At 73.0% G+C, this 14,233-nt stretch carries 12 protein-coding genes; 5 read left to right on the forward strand and 7 right to left on the reverse strand.

What is annotated here, in order from left to right:
• Positions 1 to 135 precede the first annotated feature (135 nt).
• From ACZ37P_RS20370 to cas6e, 5 genes are read left to right on the forward strand one after another with little or no spacing between them, the layout of a single operon-like run.
• Positions 136 to 1,647, forward strand: a complete 1,512-nt coding sequence (locus tag ACZ37P_RS20370) for a type I-E CRISPR-associated protein Cse1/CasA (protein WP_391041707.1) — start codon at positions 136 to 138, stop codon at positions 1,645 to 1,647.
• Complete coding sequence (gene casB / locus ACZ37P_RS20375) at positions 1,644 to 2,255, forward strand: type I-E CRISPR-associated protein Cse2/CasB (protein ID WP_402712837.1); 612 nt, start codon at positions 1,644 to 1,646, stop codon at positions 2,253 to 2,255. The genes ACZ37P_RS20370 and casB overlap by 4 nt, the downstream gene beginning before the upstream one ends.
• Positions 2,252 to 3,673, forward strand: a complete 1,422-nt coding sequence (locus tag ACZ37P_RS20380) for a type I-E CRISPR-associated protein Cas7/Cse4/CasC (RefSeq protein WP_402712836.1) — start codon at positions 2,252 to 2,254, stop codon at positions 3,671 to 3,673. The genes casB and ACZ37P_RS20380 overlap by 4 nt, the downstream gene beginning before the upstream one ends.
• Positions 3,670 to 4,518 (forward strand): type I-E CRISPR-associated protein Cas5/CasD, encoded by an 849-nt coding sequence (gene cas5e, locus ACZ37P_RS20385; RefSeq protein ID WP_467347853.1) that lies wholly within the window; start codon positions 3,670 to 3,672, stop codon positions 4,516 to 4,518. The genes ACZ37P_RS20380 and cas5e overlap by 4 nt, the downstream gene beginning before the upstream one ends.
• Positions 4,515 to 5,234, forward strand: coding sequence for a type I-E CRISPR-associated protein Cas6/Cse3/CasE (gene cas6e / locus ACZ37P_RS20390; RefSeq protein ID WP_467347855.1), 720 nt, complete (start codon positions 4,515 to 4,517; stop codon positions 5,232 to 5,234). Before cas5e ends, cas6e begins: the two co-directional genes overlap by 4 nt.
• A 27-nt stretch (positions 5,235 to 5,261) precedes the next feature.
• Here cas6e and ACZ37P_RS20395 read toward each other — a convergent pair whose 3' ends face one another.
• The 7 genes from ACZ37P_RS20395 to ACZ37P_RS20425 all read right to left on the reverse strand — a co-directional run bounded on the left by ACZ37P_RS20395 (position 5,262) and on the right by ACZ37P_RS20425 (position 14,208).
• Positions 5,262 to 9,395 carry an nSTAND1 domain-containing NTPase gene (locus tag ACZ37P_RS20395; protein ID WP_467347857.1) on the reverse strand — a complete coding sequence of 1,378 codons (4,134 nt, stop codon included), beginning with the start codon at positions 9,393 to 9,395 and terminating at the stop codon, positions 5,262 to 5,264.
• Positions 9,379 to 9,753: a hypothetical protein gene (locus tag ACZ37P_RS20400; RefSeq protein ID WP_467347859.1), complete on the reverse strand. Its 375-nt coding sequence runs from the start codon at positions 9,751 to 9,753 to the stop codon at positions 9,379 to 9,381. The genes ACZ37P_RS20395 and ACZ37P_RS20400 overlap by 17 nt, the downstream gene beginning before the upstream one ends.
• A gap of 270 nt (positions 9,754 to 10,023) precedes the next feature.
• Positions 10,024 to 11,706 (reverse strand): esterase-like activity of phytase family protein, encoded by a 1,683-nt coding sequence (locus ACZ37P_RS20405; protein WP_467347861.1) that lies wholly within the window; start codon positions 11,704 to 11,706, stop codon positions 10,024 to 10,026.
• Positions 11,707 to 11,956: 250 nt separating this feature from the next.
• Positions 11,957 to 12,958: a trypsin-like serine peptidase gene (locus tag ACZ37P_RS20410; protein ID WP_467347863.1), complete on the reverse strand. Its 1,002-nt coding sequence runs from the start codon at positions 12,956 to 12,958 to the stop codon at positions 11,957 to 11,959.
• 455 nt (positions 12,959 to 13,413) lie between these two features.
• On the reverse strand, positions 13,414 to 13,614 hold the full coding sequence (locus ACZ37P_RS20415) for a CsbD family protein (RefSeq protein ID WP_355339978.1): 201 nt from the start codon (positions 13,612 to 13,614) through the stop codon (positions 13,414 to 13,416).
• A gap of 79 nt (positions 13,615 to 13,693) precedes the next feature.
• Entirely contained in the window at positions 13,694 to 13,864 is a 171-nt protein-coding gene (locus ACZ37P_RS20420) for a hydrophobic protein (protein ID WP_355339981.1), read from the reverse strand.
• A 77-nt stretch (positions 13,865 to 13,941) separates the two neighbouring features.
• The gene (locus tag ACZ37P_RS20425; protein WP_355339983.1) at positions 13,942 to 14,208 is read right to left on the reverse strand and encodes a GlsB/YeaQ/YmgE family stress response membrane protein; all 267 of its coding nucleotides are present in this window, start codon (positions 14,206 to 14,208) and stop codon (positions 13,942 to 13,944) included.
• Positions 14,209 to 14,233 lie beyond the last annotated feature (25 nt).

Consider the following 14,233-nt stretch of genomic DNA (forward strand, 5'->3'; position numbering starts at 1 on the left):
CGTGCTAGCGTCCTGCCGCATCTCATCAGACACAGCGGAGAGCGGAGCACGGATCAGGTGTCGTTGGCCGAATTACGACCGTCCCCGGGGCCGTCACGTCCTCGCTGGGACCCCAGAAGGCAGGCGTGCGTACCGGTGCTGACCGCCCGGGGGCACGGCACTCGCGTCACCCTCGTCCACGCACTGCGGCACGCGGACGGTCTGCGCGCCGTCTCGGCGAAGACCGCAGGGGAGACCGTCGCCCTGCTGGAGTACCTCCTCGCCGTCTGCTACGCCTCCACCCGCTGCCCGACGACCCGTGACGAGTGGCTCGGCTGGGTCCGCGACGGCACGCCGCTGACCGGGGCCGCCGACTGGCTGGACGGCCGCCCCGACGAGCACTGGGACCTCTTCCACCCGACAGAACCGCTGGGGCAGAACGCCCTCCTCGCCCCGTACCTCGACGAACACGGCGCGGGACCGGCCCAGTTGGTGATTGAGCACGCGGGGGACTACAACCAGTTCTTCGACCACCACCACCTCGAACACCCCACTCCGCTCCCCGCCGACGCCGCCTTCCGCGCGATGCTCACCCAGCACGCGTACGGACCCGGCGGCCGGGCCCGTATGCCCGGCAAGGAAACCCTCGGTCCCACGCTCACCAACCTGGCCGCAGGACGCCTCAGCACCCGTATCCGGGTCGTCGCGCTGGGGACGACGCTCGGCGACACCCTGCGGCTCAATCTCGTGCCGACCGCCGAGGACCCCGGCCGCTTCAACCGGACCTGGACGGTGGCGCCGGAGCCCCGGCGGGGCTTCCTGACCAAGCCGTCGGGGCGGCGGGTCGACGGACCGGCCGACCTGAACACCGTTCTGGGACGCTCGATCCTCCTGCGGCCGACCGTCACCGAGGACGGGACTCCCGCTGTCGACCGCGTCCTGATGGCGGCCGGTGAACTCCTCGAACCACTGGCCCACCACCGCACGCAGGACGCGGTCTACGACGGGGAGGGCGCGGGGAGCGCCGACGCCAAGCCGCTGCGGCCCTCCGCGACCAAGGCGTTGTGGCGCGAGGCGCACGCCCTGTACGCGGCCGTCGCCGACCGGACGCACGGACCCGACCTCTACGACCGCCTCGCCCTGCTGCGGGGCCGTCGACTCAGCCTCTGGGCCGTCGGGTTGATAGCGAAGCAGACCACGGTCGTCACCTGGGTGTCGGACACGTTCCCCTTCGTGCCGGGCCGCGAGCGGGACATGAGATACGCGGCCGAGCGGGGTTCGCTCATCGCCGACCATGTGGCGGCCTGGCTCTTCAAAGCGGCTTACGTCGCCTGGACGGTGACGTACCCCAACCCGAAACCGGGCGACAAGGACCGTCAGATCGCCCGGTTCGACGCGCGGCCGGAGCACTGGGCCCACACGGCCGAGCCCTTCCACACGCTGCTGGACGAGACGACGGCGGCCGGGACCGAGGAGCGGGTCGACGCGGCGCTCGTCGCCTACGCGGCCGAACTCGCGGACTGCGCACGGCGGTTCCTGGGCAACCGCCTCGACTCGCTGCCCGCCAACTCGCGCGGGATGCGGGCACGGGCGCAGGCGGTCCGGTGCCTGGAGAGCGGCCTGACCGGACGCACCGCCCCCGACGAACTGAAGGAGGACCGCGAGTGACCGCCGACATACCGGGCACCGCGTACCGCGACGGCGCCGAGCGCGCCGCCGGTACGGAGGCGCGCGACCGCGCGCGGAGCGAACAGCTCGCCCGCTGGCTGGTCGGCCTGGTGCGGAGCCGCGACAACGGCACGCTCGCCGAACTGCGCCGCCCCACGGTCAGCCAGAACGCCCACATCGAGGCGGGCTGGTTCGACCCGTCGCGCCGCGCGGTGTTCGAGCAGGTGGCCTTCCTCTTCGCCGTCTACCACCGGGGCGCCGTCGAACCGTCGTGGGGATACGGGAGCCTGGGCACCGCGGCCCGCAGGATCGGCACCAGCCTCGGGTACGGGCCGGACGACGCGGGCGCCGGCAGGCTGATGGACCGCGTCGTCTCCAGCCGCCGGCCCCCTCTGCGGCACCTTCAGCACACCGTCGCCCGGCTGCGCTCGTGCGGCAAGCCGCCGCCGTCCTGGGCACAGCTCGCGGACGACCTCGCCCGCTGGTCCGACCGGCAGGCCCGTATCCGGTACCACTGGGCCGTCGACTTCCACGCGCCGTCGCCCGGCACCGCCGCCAGGAGCAGCAGAACCACCAGGACCGTCACGACGAAGGAACTGCCCACGTGAGTAACCCCGTCGCCCTCACCGGGCGCCAATTCCTCTCCCTGCACCTGCTGGAGACGCTGGTCGCGGTCCTCCCGGTCAGGGACGAGAACGGCGCGCCCAAGTCGATCGTCTACGGCGGTGTGGAACGGCACATGATCACCAGTCAGGCGCGCCGCCGCGCCGAGCGGGTGTACTCCCGCGACCGGGCGAACGCCCAGGAAGGGCCGCTCGCCGGGCACGCCATGGGCGTCCGTACCCGCGAATGGGCCCTGGTGACCGCCCGAGCCCTGGAGTCCCGGCACGGCTGGACGAGGGAGGAGGCGCTGCCCACGGCGCGGGCCGTCCTCCAGGCCGTCGGCCTCAACTTCGGCGATCCCGCCAAGCCCACGGTCGCCGACCTGACCAAGGTGCTGCTCTTCGCGCCCGCTGACGCGGGTGACCGGATCGCCGACCACATCCACACCGACCGGGCGGCGGTCGGCGCGTGGGCGGAGCGGTACCTCGCCCAGTCTCAGGCGGCAGCGGCCAAGAAGCCCAAGGGACGGCGCGGGAGCGGTCAGCCGGAGGAGGCGGGCGCGGACGAAGCGGGCACGGACGGGACGGCTCCTGACGAGGCGGGCGCCGCCGGAGGCAAGCTGCCCGCGCTTCCCAAGGCCACCAGGACCGCGGTCCTGACCGCGCTGGCCCCCCGCGACGCGATCGACATCGCGCTCTACGGCCGCTTCCTGGCCGAGATCCCGGACTCGCCGAACGTCGACGGCGCGATCCAGAGCGGCCACGCCTTTACCGTCCACGAAGCCGAGTTGACCGACGACTTCTACGCCGCCGCCGACGACGCCAAGCTCGCCCGCAAGAGCAACGCGCTCGACTTCCTCGACTCGGCGGACGACTCGGGGGCGGGCATGACCGGCTACCAGTCGCTGATCTCGGGCACGTTCTACCGGCACGCCGTCCTCGACCGGCGCAGACTGCGGCAGAACCTGCGCGCGGCGGGCATGTCGGAGCAGGACGCGGAGACCGCGTCCGTCGCCGCGGAAGCGGAGTTCGTCAGCGCCTTCGTCAACGCCTTCCCGCAGGCCAAGAAGAACTCGACCGCGTCCACCGGGTCGTTGCCCGCCCTGGTGCTCGCCTTCGACGGCGACCGGCCGTTCAACTACGCGTCGGCCTTCCAGCGGCCCGTCGACGAACTCGCCGAGGGCGGGCCCGCCGGGGAACTGGCCGTACGCCGCCTCCTCGCCCACCACGCGTTCGTCCTCCGGCGGCGCGACGACATCACGGCGGGCCGCGTCCTGACGTACGACCCGGCCGTCCACGCCGTGCTCCAGGAGCTGGGCGTCACGGATGTCGACTCCGTCGAGAAGCTGACGGAGCTGACGGAGCTGACGGGGTCGTCGGCGAAGTCGTCGGCGCAGTCGCAGTCGGCGGAGCTGCCGGGGTGAGCGGCCACGTCCTGCTCATCCGCCTCGCGGCTCCGCTCCAGTCCTGGGGAGTGGTCTCCTGGTTCTCCCGGCGTGACACCCACAGCCGCCCCACGAAGTCCGGCGTGATCGGTCTGTGCGCCGCGGCCCTCGGCCACGAACGCGCCGACGACCTGGGCGAGTTCCACGCCGTCCGGTTCGGCGTCCGCGCCGATCACCCCGGCACCCCGGTACGCGACTACCACGTCGTCGGATCCGGCCGGTACCCCGTCCGCCCGCGGGACGTCATCACCGACCACCGCAGGGCCGCCGCGCTGTCGCCCTCCATGGCGGAGGCCGGGGGCACCGCCTTCGGCCACCACGAACTCGCCGACTGGTACGGGGCGCCGAAATACGTCACCACCGATCCGTCATCGGGTGCCCTGGTCTCCCGGCAGCTCTCCCGGGGCGCGCTCGTCACCGAGCGCTGGTACGTGTCGGACGCCGCTTTCGTGGCCGCGCTCCAGCATCACGACCGGGCCTTCCTCGCGACGGTCGCGACGGCGCTGGAGAGCCCGGAACGCCTGCTGTGGCTGGGCCGCAAGTCGTGCCCGCCGTCCGGCACACTGGCCGGGCCGCTGCTCGCCGGGACCGTCGAGGAGGCCTTCGCGTCCGTCGCGCTGCTGCCTTCGCAGGGCGTCGGGGCGCCGCCGTCGCCGCGGCCCTGGGCATGGATCGAGGCGGTGGACCCGGACGGTACGGCGACTCCCGTACAGGACCAGCCGGTCACCTTCGACGCGGACCGTCGCGCGCACACCACGCGGTGGGAGACCCGTACCCGCGTCACCATCGACGAGAACGCCACCGAATGGGACGTCATCCCGTGACCAATCCGCCCGCCGCCGCCCGATTCGTCGCCACGCACAGCGTCCTGACCATGGACGCCCGGCACCCGTACACCGCCAAGTCGCTGGTGGACGCCCAGGACATGCACCGCACCGTGATGAGCGGCTTCCGCGGCTGGGTCGCGGACGGCGACCCCGACGCCCGCGCCCAGACAGGGGTGTTGTCGACCTGGTCCGTCGATCTCAAGGCAGCGGCGCTCGTGCTGGTGGTGCAGTCCAGGGTCCCGGGGGACTGGGCGGGCGTGCCCCGCGACGCGCTCACCGGGACACCGCGGGTGATCACCGTCGACCGCACCATCCGCGCCGGGGACTCCCTGACCTTCCGCACCGTCGTCAACCCCACTCAGAGTCGTCCGACCGGGCCGCCCACCCCCGAGCGCCGCCGAGGTCAACGCACCGCCCACACCCGGCCCGACCACGTACGGCACTGGTTCGCCCGGCGGTTCCAGCAGCCGGGCGAACCCCGCAGGGCCCCCGACGGCGTCGCCCGGATCGGCGCCACCGCTGAGGAGGAGTCCCTGGCCGTCCGCATGCTTCCCACGGTCACAAGTCCCGCACCTCACAAGGGCCTTCGCATCGCCCGCGCGGAGATCCGCGGCACCCTGACCGTCACCGACCCGGCCGCCCTGGTCGACGCGATGGCCCAAGGCATCGGCCACGCGCGCGCGTACGGCTGCGGGCTGCTGCTGACGCGGTGAGCGCACCGAAGTTCGGGCCAACGGACGTTACGAGCACGGCCGTTGGTAGGGAATGCCGGGGAAGTGGGCGGTCCACACCGCGTCGGTGAGGACGTTGGCGGTGGCGGCGCAGACGCGGGCCGCGGCGGTGTCGGGGGCGAGGGGCCAGAGGCGGAGGGTGCCCGCGACGGAGGAGGTGATGAGGGTGCGGCCGTCGTGGGTGGGGGCGAGGGGGCCCGCGCCGGGGGCGGGCAGGGGGCGGCCCTTGGGCGCGGGGTGGTGGAGGTCGGAGACGTCCCAGAGGCGGACGGTGTTGTCGGCGCTCGCGCTGGCCAGCAGCGAGGTGTGGGGGACGAAGGCCAGGGACTCGATCCGGTCGCCGTGTCCGGTCATCGGGCCGCCGAGGGCGGCGGGCCTGCGCGGGTCGGAGACGTCCCACAGGCGCAGCGTGCGGTCGTGGGAGAGGGCGAGCGTGCGGCCGTCGGCGGAGAAGGCGGCGGCCGACGCGCCGTAGCGGGAGTCCCCGTAGGCGCTGGTGGGGATGGCGGCGAGCGCGGCCGGGCGGGTGGCGTCGCGGGTGTCCCAGAGCTGGTACGGCTCGGGGGTGTTCTCGGTCAGGGTGAGGCGCCCGTCGGCGCCGAGGGCCAGCAGGTTCCCCCGGAGCGGTGAGTCGGCGACCAGGGGGCGGGGGCCGGCCGGGCCCGAGATGTCCCAGAGGCTGCTGTGGAGCGCGGTGGTGGACCACAGGCGCTTGCCGTCCGCCGTGAACGACAGCTTGCGGATCGACGCTCCGGAGGGCTCGCCGAAGGGCTCGCCCAGCGGCGCGGGGCGGGCCGGGTCGGCGAGGCTCCACAGCGCGATCGTGGTCCCGTCCGCGGCGACGTCCATGTCGCCCACGGCCGTCGCCAGGGTGCGCCCGTCGGGGCTGACGGCGAAGACCGAGGTCCGGCCGTCGGGTCCGGGCGTCGGCCGGCCGGTCGGCGTCGGACCGCGGGCGGTCGTCAGATTCCACAGCCCGACGGCGGAGTGCGGGACGGAGGAGTTGTCGTCGACTCCGGCGACCAGCGTCCTGTCGCCGGGCAGGACGGTGATCGAGTCGACGGCGCCGCCCGGGGTCGCGACCGCGGGCGGAAGGTCCCAGACCCGGACGGTGGAGCCGTCGCCGCTGGCCAGGGCGGACCCGTCCGGGGAGAACGCCAAGGCGTCCACGGTCTCGGTGTGTCCGCCCAGCGGCGCGTACATCGCGACGAGCGGATGCGGGAACTCCTCCTCCAGCGAGGACGACGCCAGGCCGGTGTCGGCGACGCGCCAGAGCGTGACCGTACGGTCGTCCCCTGCGGTCGCGAGCACCTGGCCGTCCGGCCGCATGGCCATGGACAGAGCCGCCCCGCGCGGGAGTTGGTGCTCGTTGTGCAGAGCGGGCCGGGTCCGGACGGTCAGGTCCCAGACGCGCAGCGTCTCCGGGGACAGGGTGCTCGGCTCCCCGTTGCCGCCGGGGTCGCCCGCGGTGGCCAGCCACCGGCCGTCCGCGGAGAAGGCGACGTCGGGCGTCAGCGTGGCGCCCACTTGCAGGCCCTGCGGCAGCAGTTCCTCGAAGCGGCCGGGCGCGGAGACGTCGACGAGTTGCAGGGTGTTGCCGTCCTCCCACACCGCGAGGGTGCGTCCGTCGTGGCTCAACGCGACGGCCGCGCCCGGCCGTTCGGCGCCGGGCTTCGGGTGGGCGGGGTCGGTGAGGTTCCACAGCGTCGTGGTCCCGCCGTTCACGCCCACGTCGGCGGTGATGAACTCCCGTCCGTCCGGGGTGAACGCGACCATGCGGGTGTCCTCGGTGCCCGTCATGCTGCCGGTGCGGCGGAAGTGCGCCGGGTCGGACACGTCCCACAGGTCGAGTACGGGGTGCGGGGCGGAGCTGTCGGCCGTCGTCCCGTCCGAGCCCTCGGTCGCGTCGCGGGCGAGCGGCGCGTACACCGCCAGCCGTCGCCCGTCCCGGCTCAACCGCACGTCGGCGGCGCTCTTCAGGCCCGGTACGGGCCGCCCGACGCGGCGCGGGTGCGAGGGGTCGCGGCTGTCCCACACCGTCACCGAGCCGTCCGCGGCCCTGGTCGCCATCCGCCTGCCGTCCCCGCTGAAGGCCGGCGCGCCCGTCGCCCCCGGCACCAGGGCCGCCAGCGGGCCGTTCGCCCAGGACAGGAGGTTGGTGTACTTGTCGTCGTCCGGCCGCATCCGGTACGAGGCCAGGTCGAGCAGGGCGGCGAGCGACGGGTCGCTGGTGCGGACGCGGTCGGCCTCGATCGCGACCTGGCCCGCGATGGCGGTGTCCCGCTCCTTGCGCGCGGTGTCCCGCTGCGTCTGCGCGGTCGCGCGCTGCTGGAAGGCGAAGACGGCGGTGCCGGAGGCGATCAGCACCAGGGCGGTGAGCACGGCGATGACATTGCGCCGTAATCGCGCCGCCCGCGCGGCCTGTTGGGTCGAGGCGGCGAGGAAGTTCCGTGCCGCCGGGCTCAGATGGTCGGGGGCGGAGGTCGCGGCGGTGGTCGCGCGCTCCAGCCGACTGCCCCGGAACAGCAGGGCGTTGTCGGAGCCGCCGTGCTCGCTCCACGCCCGTGCCGCCTCTTCCAGCTCCTGGCGCACCAGGATGTCCGCCCGGCCGCGGTCGATCCAGCGGCGCAGGCGGGGCCAGGCGCGGATCAGCGCCTCGTGGGTGATCTGGACGGTGACGCGGGCCGCGGCGCGGCTCTCGTCCTCGGGCCCGTCGCCGTGCGGCCCGTCGCCGTGCGGCTCGCCGCCTTCCGGGGCGCCGTCCAGGGTGAGCAGCCGGGCCCGGCTGAACGCGGTCAGCGCGGCGGCCGTGGCCGAGGCCGCGGAGCCGTCGGTGGCCAACTCGCCCAGTGACGCGCGCCGCCGGGTGTCCTCGGCGCCGTGCCCGATGCGCACGAGCCGCAGGAACAGCGCCTCCGCCGCCTGTCGGGCGGCCATGTCCAGTCCGGCGTAGGCGCGTTCGGCCGACGTGGAGATCGCCTGCCGGATTCCGCCGGTGGCCTGGTAGTCCGCCACGGTCAGCGCACTGCGGCTGCGCCGTATCCACGTCATGTGCAACGCGTGGGCCAGCAGCGGCAGTCGGCCCGCGGTGAACCACGCGTCGGGGTCGGGGTCACCGACCGTCGGGTCGTCGGGGAAGACGCCGAGGTCCCGCAACAGCAGCTCTTCCAGGCCCGGTTCCATCGTCAGCCCGGTCGCCTCGGCGGGCGCGACGATCGCGGCGCGCAACTCGTCCTCGGTCATCGGCCCGACCAGGACCTGGCGGCCCCTGAGCACCGCGCGCAGTCGCGGGTGGGCGATGGCGTGGCCGTAGAAATCGGCGCGGAGGCCGAGGACGAGCAGGACCGGGGGCGGCGTCCCGTGGGGCGCGGGGCCCGGCTCAGGGCTCGGCACGGGGCCCGGCACGTGGCTCGGCGCGGGCTCCTGCGCCATACGGCTGACGGCGTCGATGAAGGCGCGGCGCTCGGTGTCGTCGGTGCAAAGGGTGAACAGCTCTTCGAGCTGGTCCACGATCACGACGAGGCGGGGCGCCGGTGCGCCGGTCGCCCCGGCCCGCGCGGCCAGGGCGACGCTGAGCCGGTCGGTGTAGCCGCCGGGGTCGGTCCGTAACGCCTGCTGTACGGCGGCGGCCTCTTCGCCGGTCGCGGCGGCCAGCTGTCCGGCCAGTGCCGCGAGCGGGTGCGCCGTGGGCGTCAGGACGAGCTGCGGCCAGTCCCGCGAACCCTCCACCGGAAAGCGGTTGCCGCTCAGCGCGGGCCGTAGACCCGCCATGAGCAGCGACGACTTGCCCGACCCCGAAGGGCCGACCACCGCCAGCGGTCCGCCCGCCTCCAGTTGCGCGACGACCTCGGTGATCAGGGGATCGCGCCCGAAGTACCACTGCGCCTGGTCGACGCCGAAGGGGGCCAGGCCGGGGTACGGGCACCGGTCGTCGTCGCCCGCGGGCCCGTCGGCGCGCCGGTCGGTCCGGCCGCGGGCGCCGTACATGAACAAGTCGCGGGCGGCGTAGTAGATATCGCCGCCCGCCTGGTTGATCCGGCTGTCGCCGGACGCCGTCGCGGTCTGTTCCAGCGAACGGGCGTCCGCTCGGCCGCCGACCGCGGGAGTGCCGGCCGGTCGGGCCGGGTCAGGCGTCGGGGGCATCGGTGAGGTGGATGCTGCCGCCCGCCTGGAAGACGCGGTTGCCGCGGCCGGAGACGGTGGCGCGCTGGGTGACCGTCGCCCCGGGAGTCGTCGGGGCCGCGGCCGGGCTCAACTCGTCCAGCACGCGGCGCAGTTCGGCGGCCAGCGCCGGGTCCGCGTCCAGCATGCGCTGCAATCTGCGTTGCCAGTCCGCGGCGAGCTGCGTCTCCGTCTCGGCGTCCCCGCTGTCCCGCGCGGCCAGCACATCCGTCCGGACCTCGGCCAACTCGGCCTCCACGGTGGCCACTCGCTCGGGATGCACGCGCCGCCACAGCGCCAGCGCGGTCGCCCGCGCGTCCTCCCAGGCGTCACTGGCCATCGCACTCACCAGCGTCGTTCCCGCCGCCAACACCAACGGATCCACCCCGCCCGCCCCCCACCGACCCCGGCTGCCTCACGGACCGTCATCGTATCGGCACATCCCGTTCGGCCAAGGGAGAACGCCGGGCTCCGCTTGGGCCGTTCGTCCGACCGCCGACCGCCGACCGCCGACCGCCGACCGCCGACCGCCGACCGTTCGTCCGGCCGCCGGGCCGCCCGCTCTGCCCGAGCGGGCGGCCCGAGGGCGTATGGCGTATGCCGGTGCGGGTCAGCGCACGCGGACGGTCACCGTCACGGTCTTGAGGACCGCGGGGAGCTTGGTGGTGTCGACCTTCAGGATCTCGCCGTTGTCGGGCTTGGACGTGGGCGGGAGGACCTTCTGGTGGACGGTCCAGGTGCCGTCCGGGTCCACGGCGATGGTGTCGATGCCGAAGTCGTCGTCGTTGGAGAGGTAGAGGGTCCGGCCGGCGTCGGCGGTGGCGACGCCCTCGACCTTGTCGTGGGCGAAGAAGGCACCGGTGGGGTCGAGTTGGCTGACCAGGGTGCCGACGTTGAGATAGGGCTGCTTCTGGGCGACGTTGACGCCCGCGGCCGTGAGCGCGGTGAGGGCCGCGTTGGTGCCGCCCGTACCGACCAGCGCCTCGGGGGACTTGCCGCCGACGGTCAGGCCGCTGACGTCGGTGGCCCCGTTGATGTCGACCTGGAAGAGCGTCTTGGAGGCGAACGGCTCGTAGTTGCCGTCCCGTTCGTCGACGAGGAACGTGGTGTTCGACAGCGCGGTGATCTCGCTGTTCGCGGCGCCGGTCGTCGCCGGGTTGTCGAGCAGGTAGAGGTACTGCTTGGTCTTGTACGTACGGAGGTCGACGGTGATGATCCGGGTCGCCGCCACATTCCCGGCCTTGGTACCGCCGAGGTCGGGCTGCTGGAGCGCGGACTGCATGACGCCCACCAGCGTCGAGCCGTCCGGCGTGACCGTCAGCCCCTCCATGCCCTTGTTCTTGACGCGGTACGCGAGTTCGGCCGGCAGGTAGCCGACGATCTTGTGGAACGCGTTGTCGGCGCTGTCGCGGTACGGGGTCAGCCGCCCCAACTCGTAGCCGTCGGCGTCGAAGTGGGTGATGTACGGGCCGTACTCGTCGGAGACCCAGAAGGTGCCGTCGCGCAGCGCGACCAGGCCCTCGGAGTCGTAGCCGTACGGGTCCCTGGTGACGGGAACGGGCTTGCCGCCGTTGGCGTTCGTCGCGTTGACGTCGTCGATCGTCTCGCTCGTGTCGTGCGGCGGACGCCCGCTGTAGGGGACGCCGCCCCGGCTCTTCGGGCCCTTCAGCGTGACCTGCTTGAGGAGCTTCGCCTTGCCGTCCACGAGCTGGAACTCGCCGATCTGCGGCGTGAAGTCGAGCAGCATCTCGGACTTGTTGCCGTCGGGGGCGTCGGCGTTCGGACCGCGGTCGGTCAGGCCGTAGAAGTGGCCGGGCCTGCCCGGCACCGGCGCGAGCGAGGAGCCGTAGCCCTCACCGGAGATGCGCGTGGTCGTGCCGCCGGGCCCCGCGACCGTGGCGAGCGGCGGCAGCGCCGACCCGTCGCGCCGCGTGTCCTTGAAGAGCCGCACGGCGTCGGTCGTCGTGTACGTGAAGGTGTCCGTGCCCGTGAAGCCGGGGCGCGGGGTGTACGTGAACGAGCCGTCCGCGTCGACCGTCGCCGTACCGTCCTTCGGGTCCGTGTGCCGTACGACCGCGGTCGCGCCGACGTCGTTCCGCAGCACATTGCCGGTGACCTGGCCGTGGCCGGAGAAGGTGTCGGCGGTCGCGCCGAAGTCGTGCGAGGGAGCCGAGATCCAGCCCGCGGTGTGGGCGGCGGCCGTGCCCGTACCCACCACGACGAGCGTGGCGCCGATCGCGACGACGATCCGGGTGCGCTTGCGGGAGAAGCGTCCTGAAGTGCGTGATGTCATGGTCCTGAACCTGTCGGTCACCGGTGAACTGCGCGCCGACGTCAGGTGAATGCCCGGTTCACGCCTCGGTGCGCGCTCGCGCCGGACGGGAGGTCCCCGCCCGGCGCGAACGCCCGCACATCAGGAGCCACTTCCGTGCCGGGCCGCGCCCGCGTCAGGCGGCACCAGAGACAGACCGCCCCAGCGTCAGGCCGCCCCAGCGTCAGGCCGCCCCGGCGTCAGGCCGCGCGGGGACCGTGCCGCGGCAGCGTCACGCCGCGCCCGCCGCCTGATACGTCGTCAGGGCCTCGTCGCCCAAATACGGGTGGTACTCGTTGTTGCCCGAGCTGACGCTGATGTTGCCGACCAGGTACCCCGTGCCCGCGCCCGTGTCGAAGTTGGACAGGAAACCGCCGCCGCTGGAGCCGCCGGTCTGCACGCAGTCGATGCCCCACATCGTGGAGTCGCCGCGCCCGGCGTCCGGATACTCCGTGCCCTCGCAGTGGTTGAGCTGCTCGCCGTTGCCCTCGGCGTCCGAGCCGCCGTAGCCGAAGGAGTGCACGTGCTGGCCGGTCGGCGAGTTGAAGGCGATGCCCTCGGCGCCCACGGTGTCCACCAGCGAACGGCCGTTGACGGTGTTCACCACCGCGTAGGCGAAGTCCCAGTTGGCGTTGCCCGCCGTCGAGACATAGCCGGACCACCAGTACAGGACGCGGGCGGAGAAGGTGCCGAACGGGCGGTTGCCGTGGTTGTAGCCGGGGATGAAGACCCAGTTCTGGTAGGACTCGCCGGTGCCCGCGTTGACGATGCAGTGGCCCGCGGTGAGGACCACCGACTTGTTGTCGGCGTTGGCGACGGTCGCGGAACAGGCGAAGGTGCCGCCCGAGGAGTTCTGGAAGAACACCTTGCCCGCGGTCGTGCTGATCAGGCCGCCGCCGTTCCACGCGGCGGGCGAGGACATCGGGGTGACCCGGCCGCCCGCCGTCGTGCGCGGCCCCGCGACCGGCGGGACCGCCACGCGGGAACCCGCGGCGGCGGGCGCCGCCGTCGTACGGGTGGCGGCCGTGCCCGTGGCGGCGGGCAGATCGGTCACGTCCTTCGCGCCGCGCAGGCGCTCGGGTGTCCAGAAACGCTCCGCCGCGCTCTGCTGCGCGGCGGAGACGGACGTCTGACGGACGCCCGCGGGCGAGGCCGGCGCGGCGTGCGCCGTGCCCGCCGTCCAGGCGGTCGCGGCGAGTGCTAACGCGCCGAGGAGAGCAGCCGATCGCTTCATAGCGACAACTCCAAGTCCTTTTGGGGGAAGGGGGGAGTGCGTGGTGGGGCCGGTGGTGCCGGAATCGACCCGAATCCCGCCTCGACAACGTTGTCCAACTGCACCTGCGTAACGTCGCCGAAACGTGAGCGGGTGCCACGCTAACTCCGCGAGAGTGTCGTGTCCATGGCATCTTCAGCCGAATGTGAGTGGCTGGTGGTGCGCGTGGGGCGACGGGCCGTGACCGTGCGCCGTGCGAAGGAGCGTGCGCGGGGCCAATCGAGGGAGTGCGCGCGGAAGGGTGCGCGGGGGAGCCGCGAGGGGGATGTGCGCCGACCCGCCCGCGCGCGTACGGAGACCACCCGGGTGGGTGTACACGGACGGGCGTACGCGGACGGGTGTACGCGGACACACGCGCGCCCCCCGGGAGGTGATCCTCCTGGGGGGCGCGAGGGGCGAGGCGGGGGCTTCAGCCCTCAGTCGTCGCTCTTGTTGCTGTGGAAGACGTCCTTGGCGGCGTCCTTGACCTTCTCGCCGGCCTGACGGACATCGCCCTTGGCCTGGTCGGCACGGCCCTCGGCCTCAAGGCTCTCGTTGCCGACGGCGTGACCGACGGTCTCCTTGGCCTTGCCCTTCACCTGGTCGACCTTGGCCTTCGCCTTGTCGCTGTCGCTCATGATGAATTCCTCTTTCCTGGCTCTGTGCCGTGCCGTTTTTTCTGGGTGCTTTTCCTGTTTCGCTTGGCTTCCTGGCCGTTTACCAGCGGTACCAGCGGCCACGAGTGCCGCTCGGGCCGGTCGAGCGCAGCAGGAATCCCAGCGCCCACAGGACCAGTACCACGATACCGATCCACAAAAGCAGTTTCACGGCGAAGCCTGCGCCGATGAGAACCAGCGCCAGTAGAAGAACGATGAGCAACGCTGCCATGACGATCAACCTCCTGAAGTGTCTTCTGCCCCCGGATTCAGCGGCCAATCAGTCAGCGGGCCGCGAGCGCCTGGGGCTCAGGCGCGGCGTCGATCCGTCACGACGCGGTAGATCACCAGCAGGATCAGCGAGCCGACGATGGCCGCGATCCACGTGGACAGATGGAAGAAGCCCTTGATCGAGTGGACGTGGAAGATGACCTTGCCCAGCCAGCCGCCGAGCAGTCCTCCGAGAATGCCGATGACCATCGTCACGATGACACCGCCCGGGTCGCGCCCCGGCATCAGTGCCTTGGCGATAGCCCCGGCCAGCAATCCGATGATGATCCATGCGAGAATTCCCACGACGCCCTCTTCCCCTTCTGTCCCC

Source organism: Streptomyces sp. NPDC024632 (genome assembly GCF_055559175.1).

Coding starts and splice junctions, on each gene's coding strand:
- ACZ37P_RS20395 (WP_467347857.1), bottom strand. CDS start 9,395: ATGCCCCCGACGCCTGACCCGGCCCGACCGGCCGGCACTCCCGCGGTC.
- ACZ37P_RS20400 (WP_467347859.1), bottom strand. CDS start 9,753: ATGGCCAGTGACGCCTGGGAGGACGCGCGGGCGACCGCGCTGGCGCTG.
- ACZ37P_RS20405 (WP_467347861.1), bottom strand. CDS start 11,706: ATGACATCACGCACTTCAGGACGCTTCTCCCGCAAGCGCACCCGGATC.
- ACZ37P_RS20410 (WP_467347863.1), bottom strand. CDS start 12,958: ATGAAGCGATCGGCTGCTCTCCTCGGCGCGTTAGCACTCGCCGCGACC.
- ACZ37P_RS20415 (WP_355339978.1), bottom strand. CDS start 13,614: ATGAGCGACAGCGACAAGGCGAAGGCCAAGGTCGACCAGGTGAAGGGC.
- ACZ37P_RS20420 (WP_355339981.1), bottom strand. CDS start 13,864: ATGGCAGCGTTGCTCATCGTTCTTCTACTGGCGCTGGTTCTCATCGGC.